Annotated in this window: 16 protein-coding genes; 9 read left to right on the top strand and 7 right to left on the bottom strand. The window is 45.4% G+C overall.

What is annotated here, in order from left to right; translation table 11 throughout:
• Positions 1 to 8 precede the first annotated feature (8 nt).
• Both Q9312_RS15750 and Q9312_RS15755 read left to right on the top strand, forming a co-directional pair.
• A complete protein-coding gene (locus Q9312_RS15750; RefSeq protein WP_309201820.1) occupies positions 9 to 506 on the top strand; it encodes a phosphatidylglycerophosphatase A family protein in 498 nt (165 codons plus the stop codon).
• On the top strand, positions 473 to 1,156 hold the full coding sequence (locus Q9312_RS15755) for a retropepsin-like aspartic protease family protein (protein ID WP_309201821.1): 684 nt from the start codon (positions 473 to 475) through the stop codon (positions 1,154 to 1,156). The genes Q9312_RS15750 and Q9312_RS15755 overlap by 34 nt, the downstream gene beginning before the upstream one ends.
• Before the next feature lie 41 nt (positions 1,157 to 1,197).
• Here the strand turns inward: Q9312_RS15755 and glsB are convergent, their stop codons facing one another.
• From glsB to Q9312_RS15775, 4 genes are read right to left on the bottom strand one after another with little or no spacing between them, the layout of a single operon-like run.
• Positions 1,198 to 2,127 (bottom strand): glutaminase B, encoded by a 930-nt coding sequence (glsB, locus tag Q9312_RS15760; RefSeq protein WP_309201822.1) that lies wholly within the window; start codon positions 2,125 to 2,127, stop codon positions 1,198 to 1,200.
• Positions 2,117 to 4,015: a 1-deoxy-D-xylulose-5-phosphate synthase gene (dxs, locus tag Q9312_RS15765; protein ID WP_309201823.1), complete on the bottom strand. Its 1,899-nt coding sequence runs from the start codon at positions 4,013 to 4,015 to the stop codon at positions 2,117 to 2,119. The genes glsB and dxs overlap by 11 nt, the downstream gene beginning before the upstream one ends.
• A 37-nt stretch (positions 4,016 to 4,052) precedes the next feature.
• On the bottom strand, positions 4,053 to 4,940 hold the full coding sequence (gene ispA / locus Q9312_RS15770; protein ID WP_309201824.1) for a (2E,6E)-farnesyl diphosphate synthase: 888 nt from the start codon (positions 4,938 to 4,940) through the stop codon (positions 4,053 to 4,055).
• Positions 4,941 to 4,959: 19 nt separating this feature from the next.
• Positions 4,960 to 5,211, bottom strand: a complete 252-nt coding sequence (locus Q9312_RS15775) for an exodeoxyribonuclease VII small subunit (RefSeq protein ID WP_435408119.1) — start codon at positions 5,209 to 5,211, stop codon at positions 4,960 to 4,962.
• Between the two features lie 209 nt (positions 5,212 to 5,420).
• Here Q9312_RS15775 and pomA point away from each other — a divergent pair, with 209 nt between their 5' ends.
• Positions 5,421 to 6,179 carry a flagellar motor protein PomA gene (gene pomA / locus Q9312_RS15780; RefSeq protein WP_309201825.1) on the top strand — a complete coding sequence of 253 codons (759 nt, stop codon included), beginning with the start codon at positions 5,421 to 5,423 and terminating at the stop codon, positions 6,177 to 6,179.
• Between the two features lie 3 nt (positions 6,180 to 6,182).
• Positions 6,183 to 7,100, top strand: a complete 918-nt coding sequence (locus tag Q9312_RS15785) for a flagellar motor protein MotB (protein ID WP_309201826.1) — start codon at positions 6,183 to 6,185, stop codon at positions 7,098 to 7,100.
• A gap of 114 nt (positions 7,101 to 7,214) precedes the next feature.
• Here Q9312_RS15785 and Q9312_RS15790 read toward each other — a convergent pair whose 3' ends face one another.
• Entirely contained in the window at positions 7,215 to 7,472 is a 258-nt protein-coding gene (locus Q9312_RS15790) for a hypothetical protein (RefSeq protein ID WP_309201827.1), read from the bottom strand.
• Positions 7,473 to 7,664: 192 nt separating this feature from the next.
• Here Q9312_RS15790 and Q9312_RS15795 point away from each other — a divergent pair, with 192 nt between their 5' ends.
• From Q9312_RS15795 to Q9312_RS15810, 4 genes are all read left to right on the top strand, one after another.
• Positions 7,665 to 8,510, top strand: a complete 846-nt coding sequence (locus Q9312_RS15795; RefSeq protein WP_309201828.1) for an ABC transporter ATP-binding protein — start codon at positions 7,665 to 7,667, stop codon at positions 8,508 to 8,510.
• Complete coding sequence (locus Q9312_RS15800; protein WP_309201829.1) at positions 8,500 to 9,288, top strand: MlaE family ABC transporter permease; 789 nt, start codon at positions 8,500 to 8,502, stop codon at positions 9,286 to 9,288. Before Q9312_RS15795 ends, Q9312_RS15800 begins: the two co-directional genes overlap by 11 nt.
• A gap of 4 nt (positions 9,289 to 9,292) precedes the next feature.
• On the top strand, positions 9,293 to 9,748 hold the full coding sequence (gene mlaD, locus Q9312_RS15805; protein WP_309201830.1) for an outer membrane lipid asymmetry maintenance protein MlaD: 456 nt from the start codon (positions 9,293 to 9,295) through the stop codon (positions 9,746 to 9,748).
• A 204-nt stretch (positions 9,749 to 9,952) separates the two neighbouring features.
• Positions 9,953 to 11,626 carry a glutamine--tRNA ligase/YqeY domain fusion protein gene (locus Q9312_RS15810; protein ID WP_309201831.1) on the top strand — a complete coding sequence of 558 codons (1,674 nt, stop codon included), beginning with the start codon at positions 9,953 to 9,955 and terminating at the stop codon, positions 11,624 to 11,626.
• A 42-nt stretch (positions 11,627 to 11,668) separates the two neighbouring features.
• Here Q9312_RS15810 and Q9312_RS15815 read toward each other — a convergent pair whose 3' ends face one another.
• Positions 11,669 to 12,493 carry a MipA/OmpV family protein gene (locus Q9312_RS15815; RefSeq protein WP_309201832.1) on the bottom strand — a complete coding sequence of 275 codons (825 nt, stop codon included), beginning with the start codon at positions 12,491 to 12,493 and terminating at the stop codon, positions 11,669 to 11,671.
• A gap of 3 nt (positions 12,494 to 12,496) precedes the next feature.
• Entirely contained in the window at positions 12,497 to 12,796 is a 300-nt protein-coding gene (locus tag Q9312_RS15820; RefSeq protein WP_309201833.1) for a GreA/GreB family elongation factor, read from the bottom strand.
• A gap of 25 nt (positions 12,797 to 12,821) precedes the next feature.
• On the opposite strand from Q9312_RS15820, the gene gmtY reads away from it, so the two are divergent.
• Positions 12,822 to 14,267, top strand: coding sequence for a gamma-mobile-trio recombinase GmtY (gene gmtY, locus Q9312_RS15825; protein ID WP_309201834.1), 1,446 nt, complete (start codon positions 12,822 to 12,824; stop codon positions 14,265 to 14,267).
• Positions 14,268 to 14,281 lie beyond the last annotated feature (14 nt).

The following is a 14,281-nucleotide window of genomic DNA, read 5'->3' on the forward strand; positions in this document are numbered from 1 at the left end:
GATTGACCATGTCTGACGCACTTTCAAAACGACAAATTCTTACTCACCCAGTGTACTTGATGGCGTTTGGTTTCGGCTCAGGCCTAGCACCAAAAGCGCCAGGTACTTTTGGAACCTTGGTTGCTGTTCCGTTGTTTTGGTGGCTAGCCGACTTTCACTGGGCGGTTCTGGTTAGTTGTATCATTGTCATGACGGCGGTGGGAGTTTTCTTATGTGGCGAAACCGCTCGAGCGTTACATAAACACGATCATCCGGGCATCGTTTGGGACGAAATTGTCGGGTATCTCATTGCAATGTTGCCCTTGGCAAAAGATTGGCGAGCGGTGGTGATAGGCTTTATTTTGTTTCGTTTCTTTGACATAGTGAAACCTTTCCCAATAGGGCTAGCGGATCGCCATGTTAAAGGCGGATTAGGCATTATGCTCGACGACATTATTGCGGGCTTAATGGCAGCGCTGGTTGGAGGCTTGTTATGGTACTACGCAAGTTTTTATCAGCTGTTGTAATTGCGCTTTCCTTTAGTTATCTATGGGCCGTTGATGGTTTATCAATTCATGTTAGCGGCCTATTTAAAAACACGGCCATACTGACGATTAATGGCCAGCAACATACCTTAAAAGTTGGGTTAACCTCTCCTGAAGGTGTCAAACTCATTTCTGCCAATTCTCGCCGCGCAGTGGTTGAATATAATGGTAAGCAACACACGTTAACGATGGGGTCATCGGGTGCACTCGGATTTGATGATCCTGATGTGATGGTGCCGATCACGCCACCCGAGGAGCACAAAAGTCTGAAACTGGTACGTGAACAAGATGGCATGTTTAGAGTTCGCGGTACCATCAATAATACTCAGGTGCACTTCTTGGTCGACACAGGCGCCACGATTGTCGCGATGAATCACACAACCGCAGAACGCATCGGTATTCCATTTCGAGCGATAGGCAAACCGATGAAAGTTGAAACCGCGTCAGGCATAGAAGATGCCTATCGCGTGGTCTTACGACGTGTTCGCATCGGTGACTTAGAACTGAGTAATGTTGAAGGCTCCGTTATTGTTGGAAACCAACCGAGTAAGGTACTTCTCGGAAATTCTTTTTTAGGCAAGTTTAAAGTTGAGCAAGACGGCGACCATTTAACGATTGGTTCGCGCCACTAATTCAAGCAAGCATTGTCTAATTATTTTGAACAAATGCTGCTTTAATAAATAGAAACTTCTAATCGATCAGTCAGTTGCTCGAGTAACCAAGTACTGATAAGTGAGTTACCAACGGGATTTAACTCTGGGCTCCATGCACATACGGAAAAGTGTCCTGGATAAACCGCAACGATGCCGCCACCGACGCCGCTTTTACCTGGCAACCCTACTTCGTAAGCAAATTCACCGGATGCATCATACAAGCCGCAGGTTGCCATTAGCGCATTAATACGGGTGGTTTGATCCGCCGATAAAATCGCTTCACCAGAAAAGCTAATGCCCTTGTTGGCTAAAAAAACACTGGCTTTGGCTAAATCAACACAGCTCATTTCTATCGCACAGTGATGGCAATAGCTGTGCAAAACCTGCTCGACTGGATTCGAAAAGTTGCCAAACGCTTTCATTAAATAAGCCATGGCAGCGTTCCGTGAACCATGCGCTAATTCTGAGCGCGCGACTTGGTTGTTTGCATGCAGCGCAGGATTGTCAGCAAGTTTGCGCAGTAGCTCTAATAATTGAAACGTTGGTGCTGATAATCGTGATTGCAAGCGATCACAAATGGCCAAAGCACCAGCATTAATAAAAGGATTTCGAGGAACGCCATGATCCGTTTCTAGCTGTACCATTGAGTTGAATCTATGGCCAGAGGGTTCTCGACCGATACCTTGCCATAGCTCGTCTTGGTAGAGCTTTAGCGCTTGCACCAGCGTAAATAATTTACTGATGCTCTGAATTGAAAAGGGCGTCTGCGCAGCACCGGCTTGCACAATGTCACCATCGTTAAAGCACACGGCGATGCCAATTTGATTGGGATCAATGGCCGCAAGCGCTGGTATATAATCGGCGGTTTTTCCTTGGCCAAGTAGCTGTTTAGCTTCTTCAACCAAGTCTGTTAAAAAATGTTCGGTCAGCGCGCTGCGTTTAAAGGTCATTTATACGATCTAAAATGGCCTCTGCGGTTAAACCACAGCGTTGTAAGAGGTCGTTGGGATCGCCGTGTTCAATGAATCGATCAGGGATACCTAAGTTGATGACTTGTCCATTAAACTGACATTCGGTTAAATATTCGTTGACTGCAGAGCCAGCGCCTCCTTGTACCGCGTTCTCTTCAAGCGTCACTAAAATAGAGTGCCCATCGGCGATCAGCTGATCGATAACCTGAGTATCAAGAGGCTTGATAAAACGCATATCGATAACGCTGGCATCGATGGTTTCAGCAGCTTTTAGCGCAGTACCTAACAATGCCCCAAACGATAAGATGGCGACCTTTTTATTGGTCGCGGAATCTTTGGTTGAGCCATCGCTGGTTAAAGAGCTGCTGCGCATGGTGCGTGATTGACCGAGCGGGATTTTAGTGAAGTTCTTTTCAATGCTCACTCCAGGACCGGTTCCTCGAGGGTAGCGCACAGCCGCTGGCCCTTCAAAGTGATAACCTGTGTAAAGCATTTGTCGGCATTCATTTTCATCGGCAGCGGCCATGATCACCATGTTGGGTATGCAACGCAGATAACTTAAATCGTAGGCTCCGTGATGAGTTGCTCCATCACCACCGACAAGTCCACCACGATCGATGGCAAATAACACATCAAGGTTTTGTAGCGCGACATCATGAATGAGTTGATCGTAGGCTCGCTGTAAAAATGATGAGTAAATGGCGACGACGGGTTTCATGCCTTCACAGGCCATTCCTGCTGCGAGCGTGACCGAGTGTTGCTCGGCAATCCCAACATCGAAGTAGCGATCACGATATTGACGTGAAAACTCTATCATATCTGAGCCTTCGCGCATGGCTGGTGTGATACCTAAAACCCGTGGATCCTTCTCGGCAATATCACAAAGAAATTCACCGAAAATGTTTGAATAGGTAATTTTCTTTTTGCCCTTGGGTAGCTTGTCATCTTTCGGGTCAAAAATTGGCACACCGTGGTAAGCGATGGGATCGTTTTCAGCTGGGGTATAGCCTTTGCCTTTTTTAGTTACAATGTGCAAAAACTGCGGACCTTTCAGCGCTTTCATATTGGTAAGTGTGTCTAACAGTGCGTCAAGGTTATGCCCATCGATGGGACCAATATAGTTAAAGCCGAGCTCTTCAAACAGCGTTCCAGGTAACATCATACCTTTCATATGCTCTTCAACTCGGTGCGCCCACTCCGAAATAGCCGGCATATTTTGTAGAACTTTTTTACCGCCATGTTTGATGGTGGAGTAAAACTTACCCGACAAAATCTTAGCCAGATAATTGTTTAAACCGCCGACGTTTTCAGAAATCGACATATCATTGTCGTTCAAAATGACCAGTAAGTTGGCATCGACGTCAGCGGCATGGTTCATCGCCTCAAAAGCCATGCCCGCGGTCATTGCGCCATCGCCAATAACGGCAATAGCTTGTCGCTCGTCACCTTTCTGTTTCGCTGCAATGGCCATGCCTAATGCAGCACTGATCGAGGTACTTGAGTGTCCTACACCAAAAGTATCGTATTCACTTTCGCTGCGAACAGGAAAAGGATGAAGCCCATCGGTTTGACGAATAGTTTCTAAACGATCGCGGCGACCGGTCAGTACTTTATGCGGATAAGCTTGATGCCCAACATCCCAAACAATGCGATCTTTCGGTGTGTCGAATAAGTAGTGCAGAGCAACGGTTAACTCTACCGTACCCAGTCCTGCCGCAAAATGACCACCACAACGACTGATGGTATCAATCAAGTACTGACGCACCTCTTTAGCAACTTGCGGTAGTTGTGAAGCGTCTAATTGCCGCAAGTCTTCGGGCGATGCGATAGCCGCCAAAAGAGGATAATGACTGAGTTTAGCGTTCATTTCGGGATAACAACTCCTGGTGGCACAATCGCACTGATTAGCGATCCCGCTCGACAATATGTTGGGCAAATTGCTGTAAAAGCAAACTATTATACGGCAACTCGTTTAAGGCTTCTAACGCTAACGCATGTTGATTTTTTGCATGTTGTTTAGCGCCGTCAAGACCCAGAAGTGCTGGGTAGGTTGCTTTATTGGCTGCGAGATCCGATCCTTGGGGTTTCCCCAATGTTGCTGTGTCGCTTTCAATATCGAGAATATCATCGCGAATTTGAAAAGCGAGGCCGATAGCGCGGCTGTATTGTTTCAATGCGAGTTCTTCACTGGCGTCTTGACGGCCACTCGCCCAGTAGCCCAGTAGCACGCTCGCTTCAATTAACGCGCCCGTTTTCATTAAATGCATGGTCTCAAGTTGTTGCAGCGATAATACTTGCCCGGTTGCTGCAAGATCAATTGCTTGACCACCGCCCATACCAAGTGAGCCGGAGGCATGGGTTAATTGCTTGAGCATTCTTAATAACGCCGCTGGTTTAATGTCTGATTCGGCTTGTAAGAGCACTTCGAAAGCCAGCGTTTGCAAAGCATCACCGGCTAATACGGCGGTCGCCTCATCAAATTGAATATGACAGGTTGGCAGGCCTCGTCTTAGTTCGTCGTCGTCCATACAGGGTAAATCGTCGTGAATCAACGAGTAGGCATGAATCAGTTCGACGGCTTGCGCTGGCGCATCGAGCGATTCCGGATGCGCCCCCATCATCGCTCCAGTGGCGTACACTAATAACGGACGTGTACGTTTCCCCGGATTCAAGACGCTGTAGTGCATGGCCGAATGCAGTCGAGTCGGAGGAATATCGTCTCGTGGTATGGCTCGACTTAAGCGCTGCTCGACACGCTCTCGATGTTCAGCGCAGAACTCTAAAAATGTCATAGACGTGGCGACTCTCAATTTATTCTGCCGAGTAGTCAGCGCCATCTTCTGCAACACTGAAGTCTTGCAGCTGCTGATCTTGAGAAAGAACTTGAATGCGCTGTCGGGCATTTTCGAGCAACGACTGACAGTTTTTCGTTAGACTGACGCCTTTTTCAAACTGCTTAAGCGCTTCTTCGAGAGGCAGATCGCCTTGCTCCATTTTTTCAACAATGGACTCAAGCTCAGCAAGCTGAGATTCAAAACTTGTTTTTGAAGGTTGTTTGCTCATAATGCACTCTCACGAATCAATCCTGCATTTTCGCTTAAATTGGCTGCAAATAAAACCACTAGGCGAGGGAAATATGTTTGGTTAGAATGTGAGCAAATCGCTTTTAAATATTAAAAAAAATCATATTATTCAACTGCCTAATTGAAACTTGAGCAAAACTAGCTAACCTTTTGGTATAGCGCTAAACGTATTGGTAGGAAAACTGTCCTTTGGATATCGCAACTCTCATTGGTTTATTCGGTGCCGTTGGTATTGTCGCTTTGTCGATGATTTTGGCGGGCGGCTTCGGTCAATTCATTGATGTACCCTCAATTTTGGTGGTCGTCATTGGATCGCACTTGGTGGTGCTTGGACAATATCCACTCAATGATTTTATTGGCGCCGCAAAAGCGGGCATGAAAACCATTATGTTTAAGTCGCCAGACTATCAGGCGATTATTGCTAAAATTGTAGAGCTGGCCGACTTGTCGCGCAAAGGCGGTTTATTATCACTTGAGGGGGCAGAAATTGAAGACCCGTTTCTCAAGAAGGGGGTGGGCTTATTAGTTGATGGCCACGACGGAGAAGTGGTCAAGTCGATACTCGAGAAAGACGTCTCAATGGCATCACAGCGGCACGAGGTTGGGGCTAAGGTATTTAAGAGCTTAGCGGGCGTTGCCCCAGCAATGGGTATGATTGGAACCTTAATTGGATTGGTTGCCATGCTCGGTAATATGGATGATCCCAAGTCGATTGGGCCAGCCATGGCGGTTGCCTTGTTGACGACTTTATACGGGGCCATGATGGCGAACATGATGGCGACACCGATTGCTGATAAATTGGGGTTGCGAGATACCGAAGAAAAACTGGCTCGAAAATTGATGATTGACGGCCTATTAGGCATTCAAGCCGGACAAAATCCTCGCGTAATCGAGCAAGTTCTGATGGGCTACCTCGCCGAAGGCAAGCGACCGAGTGCCGAGGAATAACCTGTGAGTGATGAAGAAGAATGTAAATGCCCCCCGGAAGGGTTACCTGATTATATGGGGACATTTGCCGACTTAATGGCACTGTTGATGTGCTTTTTCGTTTTGTTATTGGCCTTCTCCGAAATGGACGTCCTTAAGTTCAAGCAAATTGCTGGTTCTATGAAGTATGCCTTCGGCGTGCAAAATAAAGTCGAGGTGAAAGACATCCCCAAAGGTACCAGTGTCATTGCTCAAGAATTTTCACCGGGCAAGCCGACGCCCACGATGATCGAAGCCATCATGCAACACACAGTGGAGATCACTAAAGAGTCTTTGGAATTCGATGAACCCGTTGAGAAGGATCCTGAACAAGGTGAAGGAGACTTCAAAGACAAAGGTCAAGGCGATTCAAGCAATCAAGGTCAAGGGGAGAAACAAGCTGAAGTGTCGGCTGCCGCCGAGCAGTTAGCCAGAGACATTGCCGCGATGATGTCGGAACAACTCGACTCTGGGCAAATTGAGCTCTTAGCCAAAGATAACCTGGTCGTCATTCGAATTCGAGAGAGCGGTTCTTTTGCTTCGGGCTCTGACTTGATAGAACCGGGTTTTATCGGTGTGCTTTCAAAAATTGGTACTATCTTAAAACAAACCGAAGGTGAGATTCGGGTCGCTGGACATACCGATAATTTACCGATAGAAACCGAACGTTTTCGCTCTAACTGGGAGCTCTCGGGCGGTCGAGCTGGGAGTGTGGTAAGAGAATTACTGAAAGATCCTGAACTCGTTCGAGATCGCTTTGTGATAACCGGTTACGCTGATACGCGACCATTAGATACGAATGATACCGCTGCTGGACGAGCACGCAATCGACGGGTGGAGATAATTATTGTGCAAGGCGATGGGGCGCCTAGTTCCATTCTCGGAGTGTCGGGCGATGAGTGAGTCTTTATTAACTCAAGTAGAATTTAGCTCGACGACGGTTTAACCTAAAGATGGCTTAACCTAAAGATGATTTAACCCAAAAATTATTTAACCCAAGCCGTTGTGAGCGATGGGTTAGTCTCTTGGATAACCTTGGGTGTCAATCCACGCTTTGACGGCAACCAGATCAAACTCCCAATCTTTACTCAAATGGCCTTGAGCAATCACCGGAAGCCCTTCTTTTAACCAACGGTCGAGCTGCGCTCGGTTTATCCCAAGAATCAAAGTAAGTTGGTACTTGCCAACAACTTTATCTTGCCAGTTAGAGTCTTTCGGCTCGTGATGGCGATGATTACGGCGTTTGGCTTGTCGCAGATAATTTGAAGACTTCATGGTGCCACCAAAGTGATGGATGTACTTTAATGAATAGAACAAAAAACAGTCAATTTCCAGCGCTGAAACTTAACCACTTGAAACCAGTAAAAAAATAGTTGTTTCACTCAGTAACAAAAGAATCCCAAGGATTTGATTTTCGACATAGGCAAGGCTTTGTTTAGTCGCTAGAATACTGAGAATATCGAACGAATGGGTAATTTGGTGGATAACAACGAAACTGTCATCAGTGTTAATCAATTAAGCACCCACTATGGTGAGCGATTGATCTTAGATCAACTGGATTTTTCGGTGCGCCGTGGTGAAATCATGGTGATCATGGGCGCTAGTGGCTCGGGCAAAAGTACATTGCTAAGAACCATGCTTGGCTTAAATCGTCCAACCAATGGTGAAGTTAATATTCTCGGAACCAATGTTTCTAAGGCAAAGCAGAACGAGCTGTATCGGTTGCGCAGGCAAATTGGCGTGGCCTTTCAGGGCGGGGCTCTGTTTGGCAACTTGTCGCTGATTGATAATGTTCAGCTCCCACTTAAAGAACATACCAACTTAGATGAAAATACCATCAGAATCATGAGTCGAATGAAGCTCGATATGATGAACTTGTCCGGTTTTGATTCACTCATGCCGTCTGAACTGTCCGGCGGAATGGTTAAGCGTGCTGCATTAGCTCGCGCCGTGGTAATGGATCCTCATTTGTTATTTTTTGATGAACCCTCAGCGGGTCTTGATCCTGTGGTCGCGGCAGAACTCGATGAGCACATACTTGAGCTGAAAAAAGCGATGGATATGACCATTGTGGTGGTTACTCATGAACTGGACAGTGCTTTACGAATAGCCGATCGATTAACGGTACTGGATCAAGGCAAAATGGTGATTTGCGGTACGGTCGATGAAGTGAAGCAGTCGGATAACCAGCAAGTCCAGAATCTGTTAAATCGTCGAGCCTCTAGAGCGGCCGTCGATCCGGAAGAATATTTAGAAATGCTCACTCGCGTACAAGCCGCGCGTCCCCATCGAGGTCATCGATATGATCGCTAGTATTCAGCGCATTGGTGAAAGAACCATTGATAACCTAGAGCATGTCGGGCACTTAACCATTTTTCTTTTGCAAGTGTTACGACGAATGGTATCTCCTCCGTTTCGTTACTCATCGGTGCTGCAACAATTACATTTCATAGGCGCTAAATCGACGTTCGTTATTGTGCTGGCAAGTTTAACCGTAGGTTTGGTGCTTGGGCTCCGATTGTACTTTGAATTTGAACAGTTTGGCGTAACGGATCGATTGGGAAGCGTAGTCGCGTTAAGCATGATTACTGAAATGGGGCCGGTGTTTACTGCTTTGCTAGTCATTGGTCGCGCGGGTTCTGCGATGTGCGCTGAAGTCGGCATTATGCGTAGCGATGAGCAACTTGACGCACTCGAATGCATGGCCATTGATCCTTATAAGTTTTTAATGGTGCCTAAGTTTTGGGCGACCTTAATCTCGGTTCCCATTCTTGTGGCGATTGCTGACATGGTGGGAATCTTTGGCGGGTACATTGCTAGTGTAGTGATGTTTGACGTACCAAGCGGTGCTTACATTCAAAGTATGAACGGCTCAATTGGTTGGCATGAGTTGAACATGGGCTTAATTAAGTCGATTGTATTCGCCTTAATCATTGTATGGGTCTCGACCGGTAAGGGCTTTCTCTTACACCTCAACAAACAAGGGGCATTTGGTGCTGAAGGTGTTAGTCGAGTCACAACGCAAGCGGTGGTCATGGCCTCGGTTATGGTGTTGTTTGCTGACTATTTAATTTCTGCGTTTATGGTGTGATGGAATGAATAAACTGAAACTCGAATTCTTTGTTGGCCTATTTGTGCTAAGCGGTGTGGTAGCGATCAGTTACATGGCGATACGCATGGGAGACATCGGTTTGTTTGAACAACAGGGTTACTACGAACTGGTTGGCCGATTTGACTCTGTTTCTGGTTTAAAAGAAGGGGCGGCGGTTGAAATGTCGGGAGTAAAAGTCGGTCGAGTCAAACGTATTGAGTTTGATCGAGAACGCTTCCAGGCGGTCGTGACCATGGAAGTTCCAGATGGCATTGAATTATCAACTGACTCGGTCGCTTCTATTCGTACATCGGGAATTATCGGTGATAAATACATCAAAGTATCGATTGGCGGTGAAGAAGAAATATTGCAGCCCGGTGACCAGTTTGAGCAAACCGAGTCGTCTCTCGATATTGAAGAGCTTATTAGCCGATTTGTTTTCTCTTCTGACGATCAGTAATCTCGAGTCGCTTCGTGAGCGGTAAAATACCGCTTGAAGCGATGATTTTCAGAAAATAATCCAGTAAAACGCCTAAAAGGTGACTGCCGATAGCCGACTTTCTATAGTAAAATGCGGCTTGTGGCGATAGGTGTGTGCCTGAATCGGCAACATGCCTATCGGTATACCAATGAATTCTTATTTAAACTATGCAGGTTTGTATCAATGAGTGAAACACCCGAGAAACCGAAAAACTTTATCCGGCAAATTATCGATCGTGACTTGGCTGAAGGGAAACACCAGCAAGTAGCGACTCGTTTTCCGCCTGAGCCGAACGGTTATTTACACGTTGGGCATGCAAAATCTATTTGCTTGAATTTCGGAGTCGCTCAAGACTATCAGGGAACCTGCAATCTGCGATTTGATGATACGAATCCAGCCAAAGAAGAAGCGGCCTATGCCCAAGCGATTGAAGAAGATGTGCGCTGGTTAGGATTCAATTGGAACGGTGAGATTCGTCATGCGTCAGATTATTTTGAGCAATTATTTGACTACGCCTGTGAGTTAATTGAAAAGGGCTTAGCCTATGTCGATGAGCTCACCCCGGAGCAAATTCGAGAGTATCGCGGCACCTTTGAAATTCCTGGTAAAAATAGCCCGCATCGTGAACGTAGCGCGGCAGAGAACTTGAGTTTGTTTAAACGCATGCGTGCGGGAGAGTTTGCTGACGGTGCTATGTGTTTGCGTGCAAAAATTGATATGCAGTCACCAAATATCAACATGCGTGATCCGGTGATCTATCGTATCAAGCATCAAGATCATCATCGCACCGGTGACGCTTGGTGTATTTATCCAATGTACGACTTTACGCATTGCATTTCAGACGCCTTAGAAGGCATTACGCATTCGTTGTGCACATTAGAATTTGAAGACCATCGTCCATTATACGACTGGGTTCTTGATAATATTTCCATCGAATGTCACCCTCAGCAAATTGAGTTTTCGCGTTTGAATTTGGAACATACTGTAACCAGTAAACGCAAATTAAATCAGCTAGTGACCGATGGTCATGTTGATGGTTGGGATGATCCTCGGATGCCGACTATTTCGGGAATGCGACGACGTGGCTTTACCGCTGCCGCCATTCGCGATATGTGCGATCGAGTCGGTGTGACGAAAAAAGTCAACACGACAGAAATGGGCGTGCTAGAAAACTGTGTTAGAGAAGACTTAGATCGTCATGCTCAGCGCGCCATGGCTGTGCTTGATCCCATTAAGGTGATCATTACGAATTACCCTGAAGATCAGGTAGAAGAGTTAAGCGCTCCTAATCACCCTCAACACGATATGGGCACTCGTACCTTGTTTATGACTCGCGAGGTGTACATCGATCGTGCTGATTTCCGTGAAGAGGCCAATAAAAAATACAAGCGCTTGGTACTTGGAAAAGAAGTTCGACTTAGAAACAGCTATGTTATTCAAGCCAATGAAGTCGTTAAAGACGATGCAGGCAATATCACTGAAATTCATTGCACCTATGATCCTGAAACCTTAGGTAAAAACCCTGAAGGTCGTAAGCCAAAAGGTGTTATTCATTGGGTCTCTGTTTCGCACTCGCTTCCCGCTGAAATTCGTTTGTATGATCGGTTATTTAATATTCCAAACCCGGGCTCTGAAGCCGACTTTGTGCATGCGATCAACCAAGAGTCTTTGACCGTTTTGACCAATGCTCGAGTTGAAAAAAGTTTGCAGAATGTTGCACCAGAAACACGTTTCCAGTTTGAGCGAGAAGGGTATTTTTGTTCTGATCGCTACGACTGCAAAGAAGATCGACTGGTTTTTAATCGCACGGTCACGCTTCGAGACAGCTGGGCTAAAATCGAGCAAAAAGGCGAATAACCTTATTAGAGAGAAAGGGTAAATACCTCGGTGACGAAACGGTTAGTCACCGAGTTGCTCTCGACTTAAAATGTAGGCGAAGGCCAGTCCAACATAAATGTTATCTTGTGCGGTCACCAACGGCGAGTCTTCAAATACGGCGTTGTTAACCGATCGATACCGAGCAAACGCTCCGAACCAAAAGTTACCTTCTCGTCGAGTCATACCAAAGGTTGCTTGATAACCTGCTCTGCCAGCCGTAGCTTGATAAGCGGTGCGTTGTGCATTGGCAAATTCAGGCGCAACAGTGTAGTAATAAGCGTTAAAGTCTTCACTGCCATAATACATATTGGCTGACATCAATGTACGCCATCGAACGTCTTCATTTTCCCATAATGTTTCCCACTTGATTCCAGGTGCGGCTTCCCAGCCGATGCTGTCGACATAACTAAAATCAGTCACGATTGCGCCATGAATTGGGAAAACGAAGGTGAGTCGTTGGTCATCATCATTAATCAATTTGTAGTTAATCGAGGGTCCACCTAGGCCAACCCAGTCAAGTTCTGGCATGTTTTCGCGCGCTTGGTTTTCATCACCGACGGGAAAGCGCACTGCAAAACTTAAATCGACGTCCCAGGTGTCGCTATAAAATAGATGGCGGCGCAGGCCGTCGCGGTTTAATGATACTTTACGACTCTCATAGACAATATAGGGAAAGGGAACGGCCAGTGTGCGGTATTCATCACTGCCCGCATAGTGCGGTACTCGAACGGTTGACAGACCGGCGCCGATTTCAATGTATTCTTGTTGGTCATCTAATTCAGCAAACAGTGATAGCGAATAGGTCAGGGTTGCAATCAATGCAATGCGAGGTGTGGTCAGTTTCATCGATTATTGGTACCAAACTTTATTAATATAATAGGCTTTATCGCCAGCCGGTGTATGTACAATAATTTCATCATCGACTTGTTTTTTTATCAACGCGCGAGCGAGTGGTGAGTCAATACTAATGTATTGAGGATCGAAGTCAAACTCGTCGGATCCCACTAAACGAAATGTTTTCGTAGTTTCAGCTTCATCTTCTACTTCAACCCAAGCAGAAAAAAATACGCGAGAAGGATCGCTAGGTCGATGCTCAACGACTTGAAACTCACTGGTCCGTTTTTGTAAATAACGAATGCGGCGATCCATTTCTCGCAACTGTTTTTTTCGATATATGTATAATAACCCCTGTGAAAAATATACTATTGAGCTAGCGATTTTATATTTACCTCGAAGTTCTTTTCATATACCGTTAAGTAACGGATACATACTATGTACTAATTATTATGCAAGCTGGTCAATGCCATATACACAGAAAATAAATATAAAATACATAGATAATGATACAGGAGCGATGATAAATCTCCCTGGGCTTTATTGTGAGAAAGGGCTTATTATCTCCCACCTGCGATATCTTGCGTTACATCAACATAAAAGTGAATCTTGGAAAGAGCGCTCTTTATTCTCTCTAGGCTTGCTCCTTACTTACATTAATTCAGTGAAATCATTTGATAAAGCCACTGAGTTGCTACGCTCGTTTTCTAATGCCCTAGTAACCGGAACGATTAATTTTGAAACTCTAAATGACCCTCTTGACCTTTATTGGAAGGCTAGAAATATCGCGGATGCAAATAATATTTTATATCACATAACGAAGTATACTGATTATCTTGCGTCTCAAGACGGATATGAAAGTTCTCGAGTGAATCCTTTTAGAAAGGCTTCCTGCTATGAAGAGCGATTAAATTGGTGCGCTTATTATCAAAAGCAAGCGAATGTCTTTTTAAATCATCTATATAAAAAAAATAATGTTTACATTGAGAACCAAAGAGTTCGAGAAATTAATGGAATTATTGCCCCTAAGGTTGATCAGGAGAAAGCGATTAAATTTCCTGACTCAGAAATTGAGAAGTTCTTGCAAGTTGGTTTTGTTAAAAAGGGACAGCAAGATTATAAGTTGATAGCGATGACCATGTTGATGAACTTTGGTGGTTTACGTAAAAGTGAATTGTTTCATTTGTTCGTTTCAGATATTACATTAAATCCGAATAGAGAAAGTGAAGCATTAGTAAGGGTCTATCATCCCGAGTATGGGAGGTCACCAGATCCAAAGTTTGACAATAGAGCGACTTATTTAATGTCGACAACTCGCTATCTACCGCGAACAAAGTATAGACTATCAGAGAGACTTTACTCGGGTTGGAAAGGACCTCTTTTGACTAGTAGGAGCAACTTTTTCGAAGTTATTTTTAATCCAGCAGAGAAAGCCGAGGAATTTCTAAAGGTTTGGGTCAATTATCTAAAATATCAGCGCGTCGAGCCTTCAGAAGGTGACCCTCATCCATTTGCGTTTACGAATTCAAGAGGTGCGCCTGAGACATTAAAGAACTTTCAACGGAAACATAAGTTGGCAGTTGAGAAAATTGGGCTTGAATGCAGAAAGGAGCTCGGTACAACGGAGCATGGACACCGTCATGCATATGGCTATCGTTGTAGGAAGGCCGGACTGTCTCAGATTGAAATTCAACGAGCAATGCACCATAAAAGTCCAATGTCATGTCTCGTTTATACATGTCCAACATCGGAAGAAATTCGAATTGAGTTAGGGAAAACAGAATGAGGGAAGCTCGAATT

The sequence above is a fragment of the Pleionea litopenaei genome (genome assembly GCF_031198435.1).
GTDB lineage: Bacteria > Pseudomonadota > Gammaproteobacteria > Enterobacterales > Kangiellaceae > Pleionea > Pleionea litopenaei.